Origin of the sequence: Blautia faecis, from assembly GCF_020554845.1 — a bacterium.
In the GTDB taxonomy this organism is placed as follows: domain Bacteria; phylum Bacillota; class Clostridia; order Lachnospirales; family Lachnospiraceae; genus Blautia_A; species Blautia_A faecis.
Genome location: NZ_JAJCIA010000011.1, coordinates 32,600 through 48,320 on the forward strand (window position 1 = coordinate 32,600; position 15,721 = coordinate 48,320).

Annotated in this window: 15 protein-coding genes, 1 tRNA gene and 2 pseudogenes; 15 read left to right on the forward strand and 3 right to left on the reverse strand. The window is 39.3% G+C overall.

All coding sequences use genetic code 11. The features are described from left to right. Positions 1 to 65 precede the first annotated feature (65 nt). The 5 genes and pseudogenes from LIZ66_RS07370 to LIZ66_RS19165 form a co-directional block, all read left to right on the forward strand. Entirely contained in the window at positions 66 to 977 is a 912-nt protein-coding gene (locus tag LIZ66_RS07370; RefSeq protein WP_173774279.1) for an AraC family transcriptional regulator, read from the forward strand. Between the two features lie 88 nt (positions 978 to 1,065). Further along, positions 1,066 to 1,668 carry an HDOD domain-containing protein gene (locus tag LIZ66_RS07375; protein ID WP_148463450.1) on the forward strand — a complete coding sequence of 201 codons (603 nt, stop codon included), beginning with the start codon at positions 1,066 to 1,068 and terminating at the stop codon, positions 1,666 to 1,668. A gap of 11 nt (positions 1,669 to 1,679) precedes the next feature. Continuing rightward, positions 1,680 to 2,294, forward strand: a complete 615-nt coding sequence (locus tag LIZ66_RS07380; RefSeq protein WP_148463451.1) for a sugar O-acetyltransferase — start codon at positions 1,680 to 1,682, stop codon at positions 2,292 to 2,294. Positions 2,295 to 2,845: 551 nt separating this feature from the next. Then, positions 2,846 to 3,181: a nucleotidyltransferase domain-containing protein gene (locus LIZ66_RS07385; RefSeq protein ID WP_148463452.1), complete on the forward strand. Its 336-nt coding sequence runs from the start codon at positions 2,846 to 2,848 to the stop codon at positions 3,179 to 3,181. Positions 3,182 to 3,209: 28 nt separating this feature from the next. Continuing rightward, a pseudogene (locus LIZ66_RS19165) lies at positions 3,210 to 3,419 on the forward strand (HEPN domain-containing protein); the annotation flags it as partial. A 37-nt stretch (positions 3,420 to 3,456) separates the two neighbouring features. On the opposite strand, the gene LIZ66_RS07395 reads toward LIZ66_RS19165, so the two are convergent. Then, positions 3,457 to 3,711: a hypothetical protein gene (locus LIZ66_RS07395; RefSeq protein WP_226822672.1), complete on the reverse strand. Its 255-nt coding sequence runs from the start codon at positions 3,709 to 3,711 to the stop codon at positions 3,457 to 3,459. A gap of 54 nt (positions 3,712 to 3,765) precedes the next feature. On the opposite strand from LIZ66_RS07395, the gene LIZ66_RS19905 reads away from it, so the two are divergent. From LIZ66_RS19905 to LIZ66_RS07425, 7 genes are all read left to right on the forward strand, one after another. Further along, the gene (locus LIZ66_RS19905; RefSeq protein WP_368072576.1) at positions 3,766 to 3,855 is read left to right on the forward strand and encodes a DUF6783 domain-containing protein; all 90 of its coding nucleotides are present in this window, start codon (positions 3,766 to 3,768) and stop codon (positions 3,853 to 3,855) included. 69 nt (positions 3,856 to 3,924) lie between these two features. Further along, positions 3,925 to 5,796, forward strand: coding sequence for a sensor histidine kinase (locus LIZ66_RS07400; protein ID WP_173770242.1), 1,872 nt, complete (start codon positions 3,925 to 3,927; stop codon positions 5,794 to 5,796). After that, complete coding sequence (locus tag LIZ66_RS07405) at positions 5,774 to 7,396, forward strand: response regulator transcription factor (protein ID WP_148463455.1); 1,623 nt, start codon at positions 5,774 to 5,776, stop codon at positions 7,394 to 7,396. Before LIZ66_RS07400 ends, LIZ66_RS07405 begins: the two co-directional genes overlap by 23 nt. 145 nt (positions 7,397 to 7,541) lie before the next feature. Beyond that, positions 7,542 to 8,822: an extracellular solute-binding protein gene (locus LIZ66_RS07410; RefSeq protein ID WP_148463456.1), complete on the forward strand. Its 1,281-nt coding sequence runs from the start codon at positions 7,542 to 7,544 to the stop codon at positions 8,820 to 8,822. A 66-nt stretch (positions 8,823 to 8,888) separates the two neighbouring features. Further along, complete coding sequence (locus LIZ66_RS07415; RefSeq protein WP_148463457.1) at positions 8,889 to 9,755, forward strand: carbohydrate ABC transporter permease; 867 nt, start codon at positions 8,889 to 8,891, stop codon at positions 9,753 to 9,755. A 13-nt stretch (positions 9,756 to 9,768) separates the two neighbouring features. Then, positions 9,769 to 10,611 carry a carbohydrate ABC transporter permease gene (locus tag LIZ66_RS07420; protein WP_148463458.1) on the forward strand — a complete coding sequence of 281 codons (843 nt, stop codon included), beginning with the start codon at positions 9,769 to 9,771 and terminating at the stop codon, positions 10,609 to 10,611. Between the two features lie 14 nt (positions 10,612 to 10,625). Beyond that, positions 10,626 to 12,812: a glycoside hydrolase family 2 protein gene (locus LIZ66_RS07425; protein WP_148463459.1), complete on the forward strand. Its 2,187-nt coding sequence runs from the start codon at positions 10,626 to 10,628 to the stop codon at positions 12,810 to 12,812. A gap of 157 nt (positions 12,813 to 12,969) precedes the next feature. On the opposite strand, the pseudogene LIZ66_RS07430 reads toward LIZ66_RS07425, so the two are convergent. After that, a pseudogene (locus LIZ66_RS07430) lies at positions 12,970 to 13,611 on the reverse strand (transposase); the annotation flags it as partial. 181 nt (positions 13,612 to 13,792) lie between these two features. On the opposite strand from LIZ66_RS07430, the gene LIZ66_RS07435 reads away from it, so the two are divergent. The 3 genes from LIZ66_RS07435 (at position 13,793) to LIZ66_RS07445 (ending at position 14,750) form a co-directional block, all read left to right on the forward strand. After that, complete coding sequence (locus LIZ66_RS07435) at positions 13,793 to 13,957, forward strand: hypothetical protein (RefSeq protein ID WP_195409987.1); 165 nt, start codon at positions 13,793 to 13,795, stop codon at positions 13,955 to 13,957. Positions 13,958 to 14,151: 194 nt separating this feature from the next. Continuing rightward, a complete protein-coding gene (locus LIZ66_RS07440; RefSeq protein WP_173719200.1) occupies positions 14,152 to 14,430 on the forward strand; it encodes a type II toxin-antitoxin system Phd/YefM family antitoxin in 279 nt (92 codons plus the stop codon). A 2-nt stretch (positions 14,431 to 14,432) separates the two neighbouring features. Beyond that, positions 14,433 to 14,750, forward strand: coding sequence for a type II toxin-antitoxin system RelE/ParE family toxin (locus LIZ66_RS07445; RefSeq protein WP_173716955.1), 318 nt, complete (start codon positions 14,433 to 14,435; stop codon positions 14,748 to 14,750). 471 nt (positions 14,751 to 15,221) lie between these two features. On the opposite strand, the gene LIZ66_RS07450 is transcribed toward LIZ66_RS07445, so the two are convergent. Then, positions 15,222 to 15,293: transfer RNA gene (locus tag LIZ66_RS07450), tRNA-Gln, on the reverse strand. Positions 15,294 to 15,721 lie beyond the last annotated feature (428 nt).

Below are 15,721 nucleotides of genomic sequence, written 5' to 3' on the forward strand. Positions count from 1 at the left end.
TATCCACACCAGTATATTTAATCCATAAAACAGATACAAAATCCCGGATGTGTAGGTGAACAGACATGAAAAATATCCATAGCATTGAATTTTATACTGGAAGCAAGGAAGAATTGCTTCCCGGTTTTGAAAAAGATTTTCCCTATATCGCTTCGAGGGCAGAACTCGACAAGTATATAGGGGGTTATGTACCGTGGCACTGGCACAGGACAGTGGAACTTTTTTATATGGAAAGCGGCAGCATTGAATATGATACGCCAGGAGGAAAAATATTGTTTCCGGCTGGAAGCGGTGGCATGATAAATCCCAATGTACTCCATATGACAAAAGCAATATCGCAGAGAGAAAAGAATATACAGCTACTTCATATTTTCGATGTTTCCTTACTTGCCGGAGAACAGGGAAGCAGGATTGAACAAAAATATATTGCACCTGTCATAACAGCCCCGCAGATCGAGGTAATCCCGCTTTTTCCAGGCAATGCAGAAGAAGAAAGGATTTTGAAACTGCTTGCTGCCTCATTTCGTTTATCCAGTGATGAATTTGGATATGAAATAAAACTGCGGGAAGCCCTAACGGAAATATGGCTCATGTTTTTTGAACTTTCTCGTTCTATGCGTGAAAAGAAAGGGGAACATAACAAAAGCAACGATAAAATAAAGCTGCTGATGATATACATTCATGAACATTACAGAGAAAAAATATCTATTCCGGAACTTGCTGCGGCAGCATATTTAAGCGAAAGGGAATGCTATAGAGTGTTCCATGACTGTCTGCACATGACACCCGTCGAGTATATAACAACTTACCGTTTACAAGTTGCCTGTCAGAGGTTGGCAAAGGGGCAGGAAGCTGTTACTGTTATCAGTCATGAGTGTGGTTTAGGTAGTAGCAGTTATTTTGGAAAGGTTTTTCGAGAATATGCACATTGTTCACCTATAGAATATAGAAAAAAATGGCAGAATAGTGATAGGTAATGGCGAAATAGAAATATTTTTCCTATGTCTTTTGCATTATAATGATACCTGTAAAGTAAATCAGCAATTTACAGGAGGTGAGCGCAAAGTGGTAAAACTAAATATTCAGACCGCAGAATTGGCATTAAGGGAAGCGTCAGAATCCAATCCGGGAGCATGGGCAGATCATTCCCGGTTTGTAGCCGAAGCCTGTAAAAACATCGCATCACATTGTAAAGATTTATCTTCTGAACAGGCATATATTTTCGGGCTGTTGCATGATATTGGACGCTATGCCGGAGTGAGTTCGGAAAGGCATCTGATAGACGGCTATCGGTACTGTATGGAGCGCGGATGGGAAAAAGCTGCACAGATATGTATATCCCACGCATTTATGATACAGGATATTGCTACATCTATTGGTGAGTTTGATGTCAGTGATCAGGATTACCTGTTTATGAAAGAATTTGTTGCAAATGCGGTATATGATGATTATGACCGTCTTGTACAGTTATGTGACGCATTGGCTATGCCGACGGGGTTCTGTCTTTTGGAAAAGAGATTTGTAGACGTGACAATACGGTACGGTGTTCACACAGCGACAATAGACAGGTGGAAAAAGATTTTAGAGATTAAAGAACAGTTTGAAAATCAGATCGGCTGTTCTATCTATTCTCTGCTTCCAGGTATTGTGGAAAACAGTTTTCGTTAAGGAGGGATATTGTGTATTACGAATCCAGTGATTTTTTGGAAACTGCGGACAGTGATACGTTAAAGCAGATTGCCCGCACAAGGGAATTAACAAGGGAATATTATTTTTCTGATTATGGAGATATAGAAAAACGCACTTCCATTCTTCGGGAGCTGTTGGGTGGAATAGGAGAAAACGTGGTAATCGACACGCCTTTTCATTGTGACTATGGGAAAAATATATTTTTGGGAAATGATGTGATAATCAATATGAATTGTACCTTTGTGGATAACAAAACTATCCGGATTGGTGACAGGGTATTGATCGCGTCAAATGTGCAGATGTATACATCTTCGCACCCTGTATTGCCACAGGAAAGGCTTGTGCCGGATTGGAGGGAACGCAAGACAACATTTTTCAGAACCTATGCACGTCCGATAGAGATAGAAAACAATGTCTGGATTGGCGGTGGCTGTATTCTTCTTCCCGGAGTCACTATAGGAGAAAACAGCGTGATAGGGGCTGGAAGCGTAGTTACCCGCCCTATCCCTCCTAATTGTGTTGCAGTAGGGAATCCATGCAAGGTGATACGTTATTTTGATACGGACAGGGAAAGGTGGCAGCATGAAGTAATTGGGGAATTATAGAAGATTGATTAGAGCCTGGAAATACCGAAATATAACTGACCGAGCAATTTGATTGAGGAGTGATAGATTTATGAATGCAAATGTTGATTTAACAGGTGTTGTTCTTGAAACAGATAGACTAATCATTAGAGAATGGAATGAAATGGTGATGAGTATATTTCTTTGTACTATGTATTAGATAATCCTTTAAAAATGGATTAGTTCAATTTCAGAAAAAATTTTAAAAGTCCCAGAAAGCCAGTAACTACGCGGCTTCCGGGACTTTCATAATACGAAAAAAGCACCTCATCTGAGGTGCTCCACTTAGCAGGGCTACAAGGATTCGAACCTTGAAATGACGGAGTCAGAGTCCGCTATACTTTTAGGATGGAATGCCCATAAAATAAGGGCTGGCGGAGGTGTCCAGATAAAATTGACCTATGGATTGACCTGTTTTTATCTGTTTCAGTGTAATTGCATTAAAAGCAAAATAAGTGGAAATATTATAGAAAAATATGCTATACTGAGAAAAAGAGAACACGGGAACCATTTATCAGTAAGGAAGTGATTGTATGCCAGAAAATGTAAGTAGTATTATATATAAATTTTCCCAGGAAGTGAAGCGTATGCTGGGTGAAAAGCTGACAAAAGTTATTGTATATGGTTCATATGCCAGGGGTGATTATCGAGATAATTCTGACGTAGATATTATGATACTGGTAAAATTGTCTGACGAGGAAATCAGAGCTATTAAAAATGATATTTACGATCTGGCTTTTGATGTCGAGATGAGCACAGGAATTGAAATATCTCCGGTTATCAAAAATGAAGAACAGTATGAATATTGGGTAGATACGTTACCTTTTTATCGAAATGTGAGAGATGAGGGGGTAGTAGTCAGTGAGTGAAAAGAAAGTTGATTTGTGTATATATCGCATGAGAAGCGCAATCGAGACGTTGGGGGTATCTGCGTTATGTCTGGAAAGTCAACATTATAAGGATTCAATAAACCGTAGCTATTATGCCGCTTTTTATGCGGTGAAGGCGGTTTTGGCTTTAGAAGAGGTAGATTTTAAGAGACATAAAGATGCTGTTGCATATTTTAATAAGACATATGTTGCAACAGATATTTTTCCAAGAGAAATCGGAAAAAAGCTGGGAAGATTGAAACAAGAGCGTGAAACTAGCGATTATGATGACTTTTATATTTCTCTACAACCGTTGGATATTTTTGTAATATATAACGACGTATGTTATCTCTTTCCTCATCATCCTTTCTTAATGACCCATTTTCTAATTCACAATATCTTTCCAGCATAATCTTCTTTGCTTTATTTATAAAATTATTTATATCATTATCGCTATATTGAATACCATCTGTTTCTTTACACTCTTCGCTTTCATCTTTTTTATCTTCACATTTTTCTTTTGCGCTCATCTAACACTTCATCCATGAAACATCTGCTCCTTTCTGGAATCTGCATTCCTCACTTTGCGGGACAAAGGTTCCACAAGCTGTGACGCACATCTTGCAGAAAGCATTTTCCAAACACACCCTAGTTTGTGGGAAATTATTGATTGAGAAACAGATATAAACTGGTTATAATAAAAATTAAGAAAAGCAGTACAGATCATGAAAATGGAGGAAATTATGACAAAAGTACAAAAATGGTTTGCAAAATTGAGAAACCGGATTTTTTTCTCTTTTGTTGGATGTTTTTTAGGAATTATGTTGCTCATTATGGGGGTGTTTCAGTTTTCTTCACAAAAACATTTTTCGCAGCTTGCAGTAAGCAGTACCAGGCGAGAGCTTGCTTCTATCACAGATAATCTGGAAAGTACACTACAGCACGTCATCAATTTCAGCATATCAGCATCGATCAATGATGGAATTATCCGTATCGCCCGAACGTATCCAACACTGCCGGGATCTGAAGCAGAACAATATGCTGTCCGCAAAAAAATCAATACCATTATTAATGCCATTATTGCCCTGAGCCCTAATATTGCAATGTGGGATATTATGGCGAAAGACGGAAGTTTTTTTCAGGCTGGCGGATATAATCTGTCGGAACTGGATTCGTTTGATAAAGAACAGATAATGAAACAGCATCAAAATGCAAGACAGGCGATGATAACAGGTCCTTATTTTTATTTGCCTGCAAGAGAAACATTAAAGGAAAACGGAAAATATGTTTTTTTGATATCAAAGCCGATTGTTGATTTAAATACAAGAGAAACTTATGGATACCTTATGTTTTTCATCGAAGCATCAACTATAGCCTCGCCATTTGTAAACTACAGGCCAAATAACAGCGAGGTTACGTTTTACATAACGGATCAGGAAAATACTATTTTACTTGCATCGGACCTGAATTACACAGGAAAAACCATACGGGAAGCCTTTCCCTTTTCCAAGAGGGATGTAGAGAATCTGGAAACACAGGACTATTTAACCAAGGAAAATGTTGTCTATTGCTCAACACAAATGTCACTGCCAGACTGGAAGCTCATTCATGTGATTCCAATGGATGAGCTGATGAAAGAACAGCATTTGTTTGCAAGGATCTTTTTTATCTGTAATTTACTGGTGATTCTGTTTTTTGCACTTTTATCCTGGTGGAATGCCAGAGCCATATCTGGGCCAATCCTGGATCTGAGTGAGGTCATGAAGAATGTAGTAAAAGAAGCCTATGCACCGGTAGAAGTGCCTGGAACTTCCGAAGAAATCCAGATTTTATACCGTGGGTATAATACATTTGCCGAACAGACACAACAGCTTTTACAAACCATTTATGAAGAAGAACGTGAAAAAAATGACTATCAGTTTCGGTTGATACAGGAGCAGATTAAACCTCATTTTCTGTACAATACGCTTGAAATGATCAAATCTATGATAGATCTTGGTATTTATGATGAGGCAGGCGAAGCAATTTCTACACTTGCCAGATTCTATCGCAATTCGTTAAGCAAGGGATCCAATATTATAACCATTGCTACAGAAATTGATATGGTAAAACAGTATTTATACATTGAAAAATTACGCCACATGGAGTATTTTGATTACGAAATCGTATGTGAAAAGGGAACGGAACAGTACGTAATTCCAAAATTGACTCTGCAACCGATTCTGGAGAATGCGATTGTTCACGGAACAGCATCAGATGGTCGTATGTGTTTCGTCTCACTGAGCATAAAAAATGCAGCGGATACTGTTGTAATTACCGTAAAGGATGATGGAAACGGAATTGAACCGGAAAAACTCTGTCAGCTGAATAAGAATCTTGACGAAGCCCGTGGAGAGGAAAAGGGTTCTTTCGGATTATTCAGCATCAACAGGCGTGTGCGACTTTTATATGGAACCGAATACGGCATCCGCTTGGAAAGTGAACCAGGGAAAGGGACAATCGTGATATTACGGATTCCGAAACTGGAACATTTAGACGAAACAGCATCGTCTATACTGGAAAGAGACCAAGAAACAGCGGGGAGAAAGCAATATGAAGAAAATCGTTATTATTGATGATGAGTATTTTTTCAGACAGGCGTTAATAAAATATGTCAGGAGCTTTAAGGATGAATTTACTGTGGTAGGTGACGCCGGAAACGGAAAGCTTGGTATCGAGCTGATTGAACAGTATCATCCGGAAATTATTTTGATCGACATCAGTATGCCACAGATGACAGGCTTTGATGTAATTTCATATATACAGAAACAAGCACTTCAGACCCGCTTTATTATCATTTCCGGTTATGACAAGTTTGAGTATGCGCAGAAAGCCATTCAGATGGGAGTACAGGATTTTCTGCTGAAGCCTGTGACAGTCGAGAGTCTGCATAAGAGTCTCAGGCAAACCAGTGAACGAATCGATCAGGAAGTGAAAAAGGATCAAAATCTGGAGGTGCTGGATAAAAAAAAGCGAAACTATCAAAATTATATGAGACATTTTGCAGCATCACAGTTTGTAAGAAAAGATAAGGATCAGGAGGGAATGCAGAAGCTTGCTTCTGAGGTGGGCTATCGACTGGATGCCAAGCGCCATGTCGCCATACTTTACCGGGTTAATCATTTACCGGGCAACTGGAAAAAAACAGATTATGAGCTTTACTACTTTACGGTAGAAAATGTGTTTTGTGAACTACTTGGAGAAAAAAACTGCTGCATCAGTTACATTAATTTCCAGAAATCGCTCTGCCTTCTTGTAGGAATATGTGAATCACCTTATGATGCAGAGTGGATTCGGTCGCTGCTGAAAAAAACGATTGAGGTATGTGACCCGGAGGGCGATCTTGGAACCACTGCTGTAATTGGAGGATTTTATACAGAAGCCAATCAGCTTTATGACTCCTATATTGAAGCGTTTGCGTTGGAACGAAAACGGTGTTTTTATGAATATTCCGGCGTTTTTTACGTAGAGGATGCCACTGAAGAGCAGCAGGAAAACGGCTATCTGCTGCAAAATGATGATTTTATCCAACGGCTGGTTGCTGCTATGCGACAAAATCAGAGGAGCCTAGTAAAAGAAATGCTGCGGACATTTGCAGACTCTCTTGCATTGCTCCAGCCATCTCGGGAACAGTTTTTGCTGCAGATCAACCAGGTGTCGTCTGCGTTGCTGGATTTCGCTATGGAATACGGAGTGACAGAAACGGTTGAAAAAAACAGCAAGCTTTTTTCCAGTGATTATATAGAAATCAGTTCTGTCTCAGAAATTCAGACGGAACTCATTCGCTATGGAGAACAGATTTTACAGCAGGTACATCTTTCAAAGAATAGCAGCAATTCTGCCATTGTGAGAAGAACAAAGGAATACATCAAGGCACATTATCAGGATGATGAATTGTGCCTTGAGCAGATTGCGGATGCACTGGATGTCAATCTTCAGTATATGTGCTTTCTTTTTAAGAAACAGACAGATACAACGATTGGAGCATATATTTTACAGACACGAATGGAAATGGCCGGCAGGCTTTTCCAAAGAACGAATTACAATGTGACAGAAGTAGCTCAAAGAGTCGGATTTTTCGATGTCAGTTACTTCAGTAAGTGCTTCAAAAAATATTTCGGTGTATCACCGAAACAGTATCAGAATGTGAGCAGCAACTATCTAAAGACAACTTAAGATTTTACCAATAATACGAATTTTCTCCATTCCGGAGAGATTCGTATTTTATTATAATTAAGACAACAAAGAGTTCCAGAAAAAAATTAAACCGGTTTGAAGTATATTCAGGAACAAAAAATTAAATTAAAAGGGAGAAATCGTAATGAAAAAAAGAATACTTATCGCAGCATTAACAGCTGCCATGGCATCTTCTATATTTGGAGTAACAGTAAATGCAGCAGAACGTGAACTGAATATTAACTGGCTGTCATCCAGAAGTGCATCTGAATCAGCAATTTTGGCAATACAGGATATTGCCAAGCAGTACCAGGAAGAGAATCCTGATCTGGACTTTAATTTTGAAATTGAGAATATTTCAGATCGTACTGCATATCTGCAGAAACTGAAAATTCTGGCAGCAAGCGATGAATTGCCTGAGTGGTTTGACTCCGATCCGGATACCTGGTTCGCAGATATTGTTGCAGACGGAAAAGCCTATTCCTTTGAAGATTTGTACAAAGAGCTTGGAATGTATGACCAGATTTTCCCAATCTCGAAGGAATACGCAAGACTTTCAGATGGCAGTCTGAATCTGATGACGCTGCAGTGCAACACCGAATATTTCTTCTACAACAAAGATCTGTTTGAGCAGGCTGGAATTACGGAAACTCCCAAAACATTTGATGAGTTACTTGCAGATTGCAAGCTGTTACAGGATCAGGAAATTATTCCGATTGCAATGGGTGGTGACTGGCCAATCCTCCGCTACTTTGCACAGGTTCCATTCCGACTGACAGGAAATGAATATATTGAAAATGCAGTATCCGGAGAAGGATCTTTTGGTGAAGAAGCAGGACTGAAAGGAGCACAGTTTATTCAGGATATTGCACAGTACTTCCAGGAAGGCTGGAGCAGTGCAGATTACGATACAATGATTGATCTCTTTGCTTCCGGACAGGCAGCAATTATGTATAATGGTACATGGGCACTTGATCAGGCAGATATGATTGGTGAGGACGAAAACATTAAAGATAATATTGGATACTTCACTATGCCAACATATTCAGATGCAGATGTGACAACAGCAACCGACTTCTTTGCAAACTCCGGTATTGGAACTGCGATTCGCACCGATGCTGTGGATGACGAGATGAAAGCGTGGATGAAATACCTTCTTGAACATTATGCAGATGCAAGTCTTTCTTACAATCAGCTTCCATCCGTAATGCCAGATGAAGAAACAATGCAGAGTCTTCCAAAGGTATATCAGCAGATCATTGAGGATGTGTCCAATGTGAAGGAGTATGCAAAATGCTGGGATGTAGTTATTGATTCTGCACTTGTAGAGCCGCTGGAAAAAGAGACCGTCATCCTTGCACTTGGTCAGGAAACTCCTGAAGAGTGGGCTGCAAATATGGATGAATATGTAAAAAATCAGAAATAAGACAGAGAAACAGCATTCGGGGCTTTTGAAAATCAAAAGCCCTGGATATCAGAAAGGAAGACAAATATGAAGCCAAAAAGAAAAATAGAACCATGGCTTTTTTTATTGCCCGCACTTGTGGTTTATGTGTCGATTGTTCTTTTCCCAATGCTTCAAACTATTGGCTACAGCTTTATGGACTGGAATGGAATCGGAGAAAAAACATTTGCAGGCTTGAAAAATTACAGCCGAATGCTGTCAGATAAAAATTTGCGAACTGCTTTTTTGAATAATATGTTTTTCCTGTTGCTCGGCACAGTCTTTCAGATGTTTATGGGACTTTTAATGGCTACCCTTCTTTCCGGAATTAAAAAGGGGTCCAATCTATTCCGGGTATTGTACTTCATTCCCTGTATTATTTCATCTATGGCGGTCTGCAAGATCTTTGAAAAACTGCTGTCAGTTCAGCCACTCGGTGTAATACCGGCACTGATGAAGCTGATGCATCTCAAACCAATAGCTTTTTTATCTGATTTTAAATATGCACTAACATGGGTGACTCTGATTGATGGATACAAATTCTGTGGATTATATATGGTTATTTTTTATGCCGCACTGATGAATGTTTCCAAAGACACCATAGAGGCTGCGTATATTGATGGATGCAACTGGATACAGGCATATTTCTTTGTCAAACTTCCGGCAATTAAAAATATGTTTTTTGTGGTTCTGGTCATTCTTGTAAACGGCTGTCTGAAGGGATTTGATGTATCTTACATCCTGACCGGAGGTGGTCCTGGTAATGCAACAGAACTTGTGGCAACCTATATGTATAAAACGGCATTCAGTATGTCAAACTTCGGCTATGGAAGTACGCTTGCGGTATTTATTTTGATTGAATCATTAATAGCCGTAGGAATCGTTAAACTGATTCAGAAAAAATTCAGTGATTGATGGGGGGGATTAGATGGAAACGTTACAGGCAGGTAAGAAAACAAAAATAATATTTCTAATCTTCATTATCTTTTTTGTAGTGCTGCAAAGTTACCCGGTATTTTGGGTTCTTATAGCGAGCTTAAAAACACCAGAGGAAATTGCCGGTTCTGCGCCATATGCGCTTCCTGGTAGCTTTTATCTTGGAAATTATATCAAAGCGTTTACGCAGTCCAGTCTCGTGCGCTATTTTCTTAACAGTGTGGTTGTAGCTATATGTACACTGTTTGGTATCGTAGTACTAAGTGCACCGGCGGCCTATGCGATCAGCAAAATTCGCTTCAAACAGAGCGAAAAGGTATTAACCTTTTTTTTACTTGGCATGATGATTCCCACATTTTCATGTCTGATCCCAATGTTCCAGACTTATAATACGTTGGGATTGCGTAATACCTATGCTGCCGTTATTCTGCCACAGATAGGCTTCAGTCTGCCAATGTGTATTTTCCTGTATGTTGGATTCATGAAATACATACCGAATGAACTGCTGGAGGCGGGAGCAATTGACGGAGCAGGTAATTTTAGGATTTTCAGGCAGATAGTATTTCCAATGGCAAAAAATTCCACTGTCACAGTGGTTATCTATAACTTTGTGTCAATCTGGAATGAGTTTACTTATGCAAATACGTTTATGACAAAAGACGAGATGAAAACTCTTCCAATCGGACTAAACGCTTTTGTTGGTGAAATGGGACGCAGAGACTGGGGTGCTACCTTTTCAGCAATCGTAATTGCAATTCTTCCGACAATTATAGTATATTTCTTTTTAAATAAACAGGTAATGGAGGGCATGGCAGCAGGTGCTGTCAAGAGCTGAATACAGGAGGATATATGAAACTGGATTTATCAAAGAACTGGAATATTTTACAGGATGTACATGATACGTGTGAGCAGCTTGGCCTGCCAGAACGTGAGGATTTTATGACACTGCAGGGGCCACAAATTTCAGAATGGGAGCCACTGCCAGAATTAAAGCACCTACAGCTCCTTTTTTCGGAGCATCCGTACTGGGGAAGAGAACTGCGATATTTTAATGATGCCCCATGGTGGTATAAAAAAGAGTTTGAACTGGCACTTGGAGCAGAAGAACATATAGAACTTTGTTTTACAAATGTGGATTATTACTGCAAAGTTTGGCTGAATGGTGTATACCTTGGTAGTCATGAAGGATATTCAGCTCCATTTTCTTTTTCACTAGACGAGGCAGTACAGAGAAACGGAAAGAACCGACTGATCGTAAAAGTCTGGTCACCATGGGATGACGAGGTTGCAGCAAACCGACAGGAACGGCGTACCTTTTTAATCTACCGAAATATGGTAAAAGGTACTTATGAGCATTCTGACACGTTCATTCAAAGAGATGTAAATCCGGTCGGCATTTATGGAAGCGTCAGCCTGAAAATACAAAAGGGAGCTGGCTTTGCAGAAAACCCGGAATTTTCTTATCAGCTGGATGATACGCTGGAGAATGCCAGTCTGCATTTGAAAGTTAAGATAAAGAATCTGGAAACTGCGTCTTTGAAGTGGAGTATTACAGACTGCTTTACCGGAGCAGTAGTCTTTTTAAAGAATGAGGATCTGGTCGGCACACAGTCATGCAATGACCCTGAACCGACCGTTGCCAGCCTGGATGGAATACTCTCTCATGTCCGTCTCTGGAATACATGGGATAAAGGAACGCCTTTTGTCTACCGGGTAAAAGTTGCTCTCTGTGCAAAAGATGGCTCAGTAATGGAATCTTACGAGGAGACAACTGGTTTCCGGAAAATTGAGATGCATCGCACACCGGAAATGACAAAATTTATTTTAAATGGAAAAGATTTCTACATGAGAGGAACAGCCTATTTTCCAGATGCATATGTTTCTGCAATGAACGAAGAACGTTATCGCAGAGACTTGCTGCAAATAAAAAACAGCGGCTTTAATATGCTTCGTGTACACGTACACGTAGACCTTCCAGTTTTCTATGAGCTATGTGATGAACTTGGCCTTGGAATTATGCATGATTCTGAATATAACTGGATGCATCCGGTGGACGAAGCATTTGCAGACCGTTTTATCCATATTTACCTGGAAACTGTCGATATGCTAAAAAAACATCCTTCTCTGTTTTGCTGGATCTGCATGAATGAACCAGGTAATCTTACATTAAATCCAACTCCGGATATGGATCGGGCTGACTGTGATGCAATGAAGGTAAGCCCAGGTCCAAAGCTGTTTGCAGCAGTATGCGAGCATGATCCAAGTCGTCCGGTCATTAAAGGTTCCTTCTGCGTAAATGATCCAGACAGCGGAGACAGTCATAACTATACCGGTTCACTGGACGGTGCAGAGGGGCATTACAGTGATATCTATGGAACAACAGAAAAAATGAATACAGAGTTCGGCTTTGATGCACCGCCATGTATCGATAACCTGAAAAAAATGCCACCCGTTTACCGCCGTTTACAGCCAATACTGGAAAATTTGGATTCAATCGGACAGTATCAATATTATTTACTGAAATATTTTATTGAACATTACCGTATGCAGAAGTATAAACCAAACGCAGGCTATGTACAGTTCTTATTTAATGATATGTGTCCGCAAACATTTTACGGAATTTATGATTACTGGGGGCTTCCGAAAAAGGGTCTGCAGGCTGTGCTGGAAAGCAATATGCCAATTGGAATATTTTTAAAATTTAAAGACAAGCTGGATGCAATTTATGCAGTAAACGATTACAGTTATCCGCTTGGAACCTGCCAGGTAGGCTACAGCATTACTGACGAAACAGGCAAAGTAGTAGCTGAGGATGTGAAAAGCATTGTCATAGCAGAGGATTCTCTCACAAAGCTCTGGGATTTTGACGGAACGATTCACAGTGGAAACGTCTATAATGTTGCACTGTGGATAGAGCAGGATGGAAAGCTTCTGGCCAGAAACGAATACCATGATGTATTTTATATGCCAGAGCATACACCTGGCCATCCGGTTCATATGAGCCATGAAACTGGATGCAGAATTTACTGGGCGTAATGATGGAACGTAACGTGGTATAGGGAAAAAGGGGATGTGAAAAAACTCGATTGAGTTTTTTCGCATCTCCCTTTTTGTACCTGTTGTGTATAAATGATTGAAATCATGCGCAAAGAAAGCGCACTTCCCCTACCCCATAGAAATTCTTTTTTTGAATCTATGCGGCAGTTCTGTTTCTCATCTTTTTTTTCTGATATTTATATAGATTGTGGCCTATCGCCACAAGTAAAACTTCCAGTTTGACTGAATGAATACCTCTTCGGACAATTCTCTTGTACCAACGGTCGTTTTTCATAATTCCGAAAGTGCCTTCTGCTTGTATCGAACGGTTCATTCGTAATAATGCACCGTGGATACTTTCTAGGTTTTCGATTACTTCCTGATGCATGGAAGTTAATTCCTGATTGATCCGAACGGTTCGATTCTTATCTGTCTTCTTACATTTCTCTGCATATGGACATCCACTACAGTCTTCGCATTCATACAATTCTTCCTTACGTCCGTATTGATTTCCCCTCACATTTTTTCTGTATAAAAAATGGAATGCTTTATCGTTAGGACATCTCATGACACCTTGCTCATCAATTCTGAAGTTAACTGCACGAAATGGATCTTCATGATATTTCTCATCTTTAGTTTCCTTTTTAAACATTGGAAATTTCATGTACTTTTCAATTCCGTTCTGTTCACAGAAAATATAATTGTTGTATGAGCCATATCCAGCATCTGCCACAGGATATTTGGGATAGAATCCATAAGTTTGTTTGAAGTGCTCCATCAAAGGAACGAAACAATCCATTTGAAACAAGGGAAGCTGCGGAATGGTACAAAGATAATAAAGAGACTGCGGATTTGCAAAGAGATTTGGATGAACAAGGAATAGGTGATCTAATAGAAGATGACACAGAAGAGGCAAATTTTCAGGCTGTGTATAATGGGGAGGGGAGTATTACGAAATAGAATGTATTGATATTTCTGGATTGGAAGAAGATGCAGAAGTGCATCTTAAAAATGGAGATGAAATTGAAGTTAAAGAGATAATAGATATATTGGAAAAGAGGAAAAATAGTAAGGCAGACAAAGAGTTCGAGGAGGAACTAGACAATTGCTTGTTAAGGAATGTGAAAGGCTATACGATTAGTTAAGTTAATTACAGATCAAGAGAAGTTATGTTCAATTACTACTGGGGATGTCGAAATGAGGTATTAATCGACATCCCCTTTTGGGGTGCTAGAACAAATGAAGAATTCTAAAATTTATGAATGGAATTGACTAAGAAGTTGAAAGTATAGACATTAAATGATATAATTTTCATATATAACAACAGGAGGTGCGTATTATGTTTGCTATGCAGGAAACTATCAGACCATCGGCGGATTTAAGAAATCATTATAATGAAATCTCAAAGCAGTGCCGTGAGGGAAAAGAAGCTGTTATCATAACTGTAAATGGAAGAGGTGATACGGTGTCTTTGTCCTATGAAGAGTATAAGAATATGAAATCAAGAATCGAATTGCTTGAAGTCCTTGCTGAAGCTGAAGACGATGTAAAGAATGGTCGTGTTGCGCCGATCAGTGAAACCTTTGATGATTTACGTGCTATGCTGCAGGAGGGCTGAGTTTGAAATACAATGTTGTTCGTACTGATACCGCAGATGCTGGTCTGCGAAAGATTGTATTATATATTGCACAAAATTTCGGCAATGATGTGGCATTGAAAAAGTTAGACGAAATAGAAGATCGTATACGACAGCTGGGAGAAAATCCAGATCTTGGAATTGATCCAAGATACCTGGTATTAAAGCGTCAGGGCTATAAGGTATTGATTCTTGAAAAAGACCTTGTATTTTATAAAGTTAATGAAGCCCGAAAGGAAGTTATTATATATGCTGTCGTAGACCAGAGACAGGATTATTTGAACATTATCCGAGGGCTGTGAGGCAAACGCCGAAATATAACTGACCAAGTAAGTCAATTAAGGTTCGCCTTCGGACAGAAGAATAAGCGGTGGGAGTACTAAAATGGATTTGTGCACTTGAAGCGTGGAAACTGTCTTGATTATGAGGCGAAAATATCACAAAAGTAAACATAATTTTTTGTGCAAAAGGTAGAAAAAGTAGAATTTTGTCGATTTTTAGCCGATTTTCTTCATTTTTCCTGTTTTCAGTACCTTTTGGCAGCAACGTCATTTTAAATTGACCTATAATCGATCCCAAATTGACCTATCACATCTGAAAACCACCGAAAATGTAGTAAAAATCAGTAAGCCAAATAAGGAAAAAATCACCTTTCAGAGCCACGAAAAAGCGTTTCAGAAAAAATTTTAAAAGTCCCGCAAAGCCAGTAAATACGCGGCTTCCGGAAATTTCATAATACGAAAAAAGCACCTCATCTGAGGTGCTCCACTTAGCAGGGCTACAAGGATTCGAACCTTGAAATGACGGAGTCAGAGTCCGTTGCCTTACCATTTGGCGATAGCCCTATGCGCTTTAGCAAGTTGTTTTCTCGCTTGCGACATGTTGTATTATATATCAACACCCATATAAAAGTCAACCCCCTTTTTTCAAATTTTTTAAAAAAATTTATTCAATTCGTGCAAAGCCTTGATTTTACTGGAAAAAATTAAGATTTCCAGTGCCTTTTCCCTGTGCATTTCTGGATGAATGTGTTATAATCAAGCAAAATATACGGAATCGCATAGGTCGCTGGCGGGAAGCTTTTGGAGTTTTTTTTCAGACACACTCTAAGGTAGTAGTGCCAGAAACTTTTTTACTTTATAGGAAATTACTTCGCTTTGTTCCTGTGAATTTATGGTTACCGTATAAAATTTTTATAATTAAACAGCCTGTCTGGAGCCTGTTTAAAATTATTCAGGTAATTGAGTCTCAGACTGGCCTCATTAATAAGGAG

Coding starts and splice junctions, on each gene's coding strand:
- LIZ66_RS07370 (WP_173774279.1), top strand. CDS start 66: ATGAAAAATATCCATAGCATTGAATTTTATACTGGAAGCAAGGAAGAA.
- LIZ66_RS07385 (WP_148463452.1), top strand. CDS start 2,846: ATGCCAGAAAATGTAAGTAGTATTATATATAAATTTTCCCAGGAAGTG.
- LIZ66_RS07395 (WP_226822672.1), bottom strand. CDS start 3,711: ATGAGCGCAAAAGAAAAATGTGAAGATAAAAAAGATGAAAGCGAAGAG.
- LIZ66_RS07400 (WP_173770242.1), top strand. CDS start 3,925: ATGACAAAAGTACAAAAATGGTTTGCAAAATTGAGAAACCGGATTTTT.
- LIZ66_RS07405 (WP_148463455.1), top strand. CDS start 5,774: ATGAAGAAAATCGTTATTATTGATGATGAGTATTTTTTCAGACAGGCG.
- LIZ66_RS07410 (WP_148463456.1), top strand. CDS start 7,542: ATGAAAAAAAGAATACTTATCGCAGCATTAACAGCTGCCATGGCATCT.
- LIZ66_RS07415 (WP_148463457.1), top strand. CDS start 8,889: ATGAAGCCAAAAAGAAAAATAGAACCATGGCTTTTTTTATTGCCCGCA.
- LIZ66_RS07420 (WP_148463458.1), top strand. CDS start 9,769: ATGGAAACGTTACAGGCAGGTAAGAAAACAAAAATAATATTTCTAATC.
- LIZ66_RS07425 (WP_148463459.1), top strand. CDS start 10,626: ATGAAACTGGATTTATCAAAGAACTGGAATATTTTACAGGATGTACAT.
- LIZ66_RS07440 (WP_173719200.1), top strand. CDS start 14,152: ATGTTTGCTATGCAGGAAACTATCAGACCATCGGCGGATTTAAGAAAT.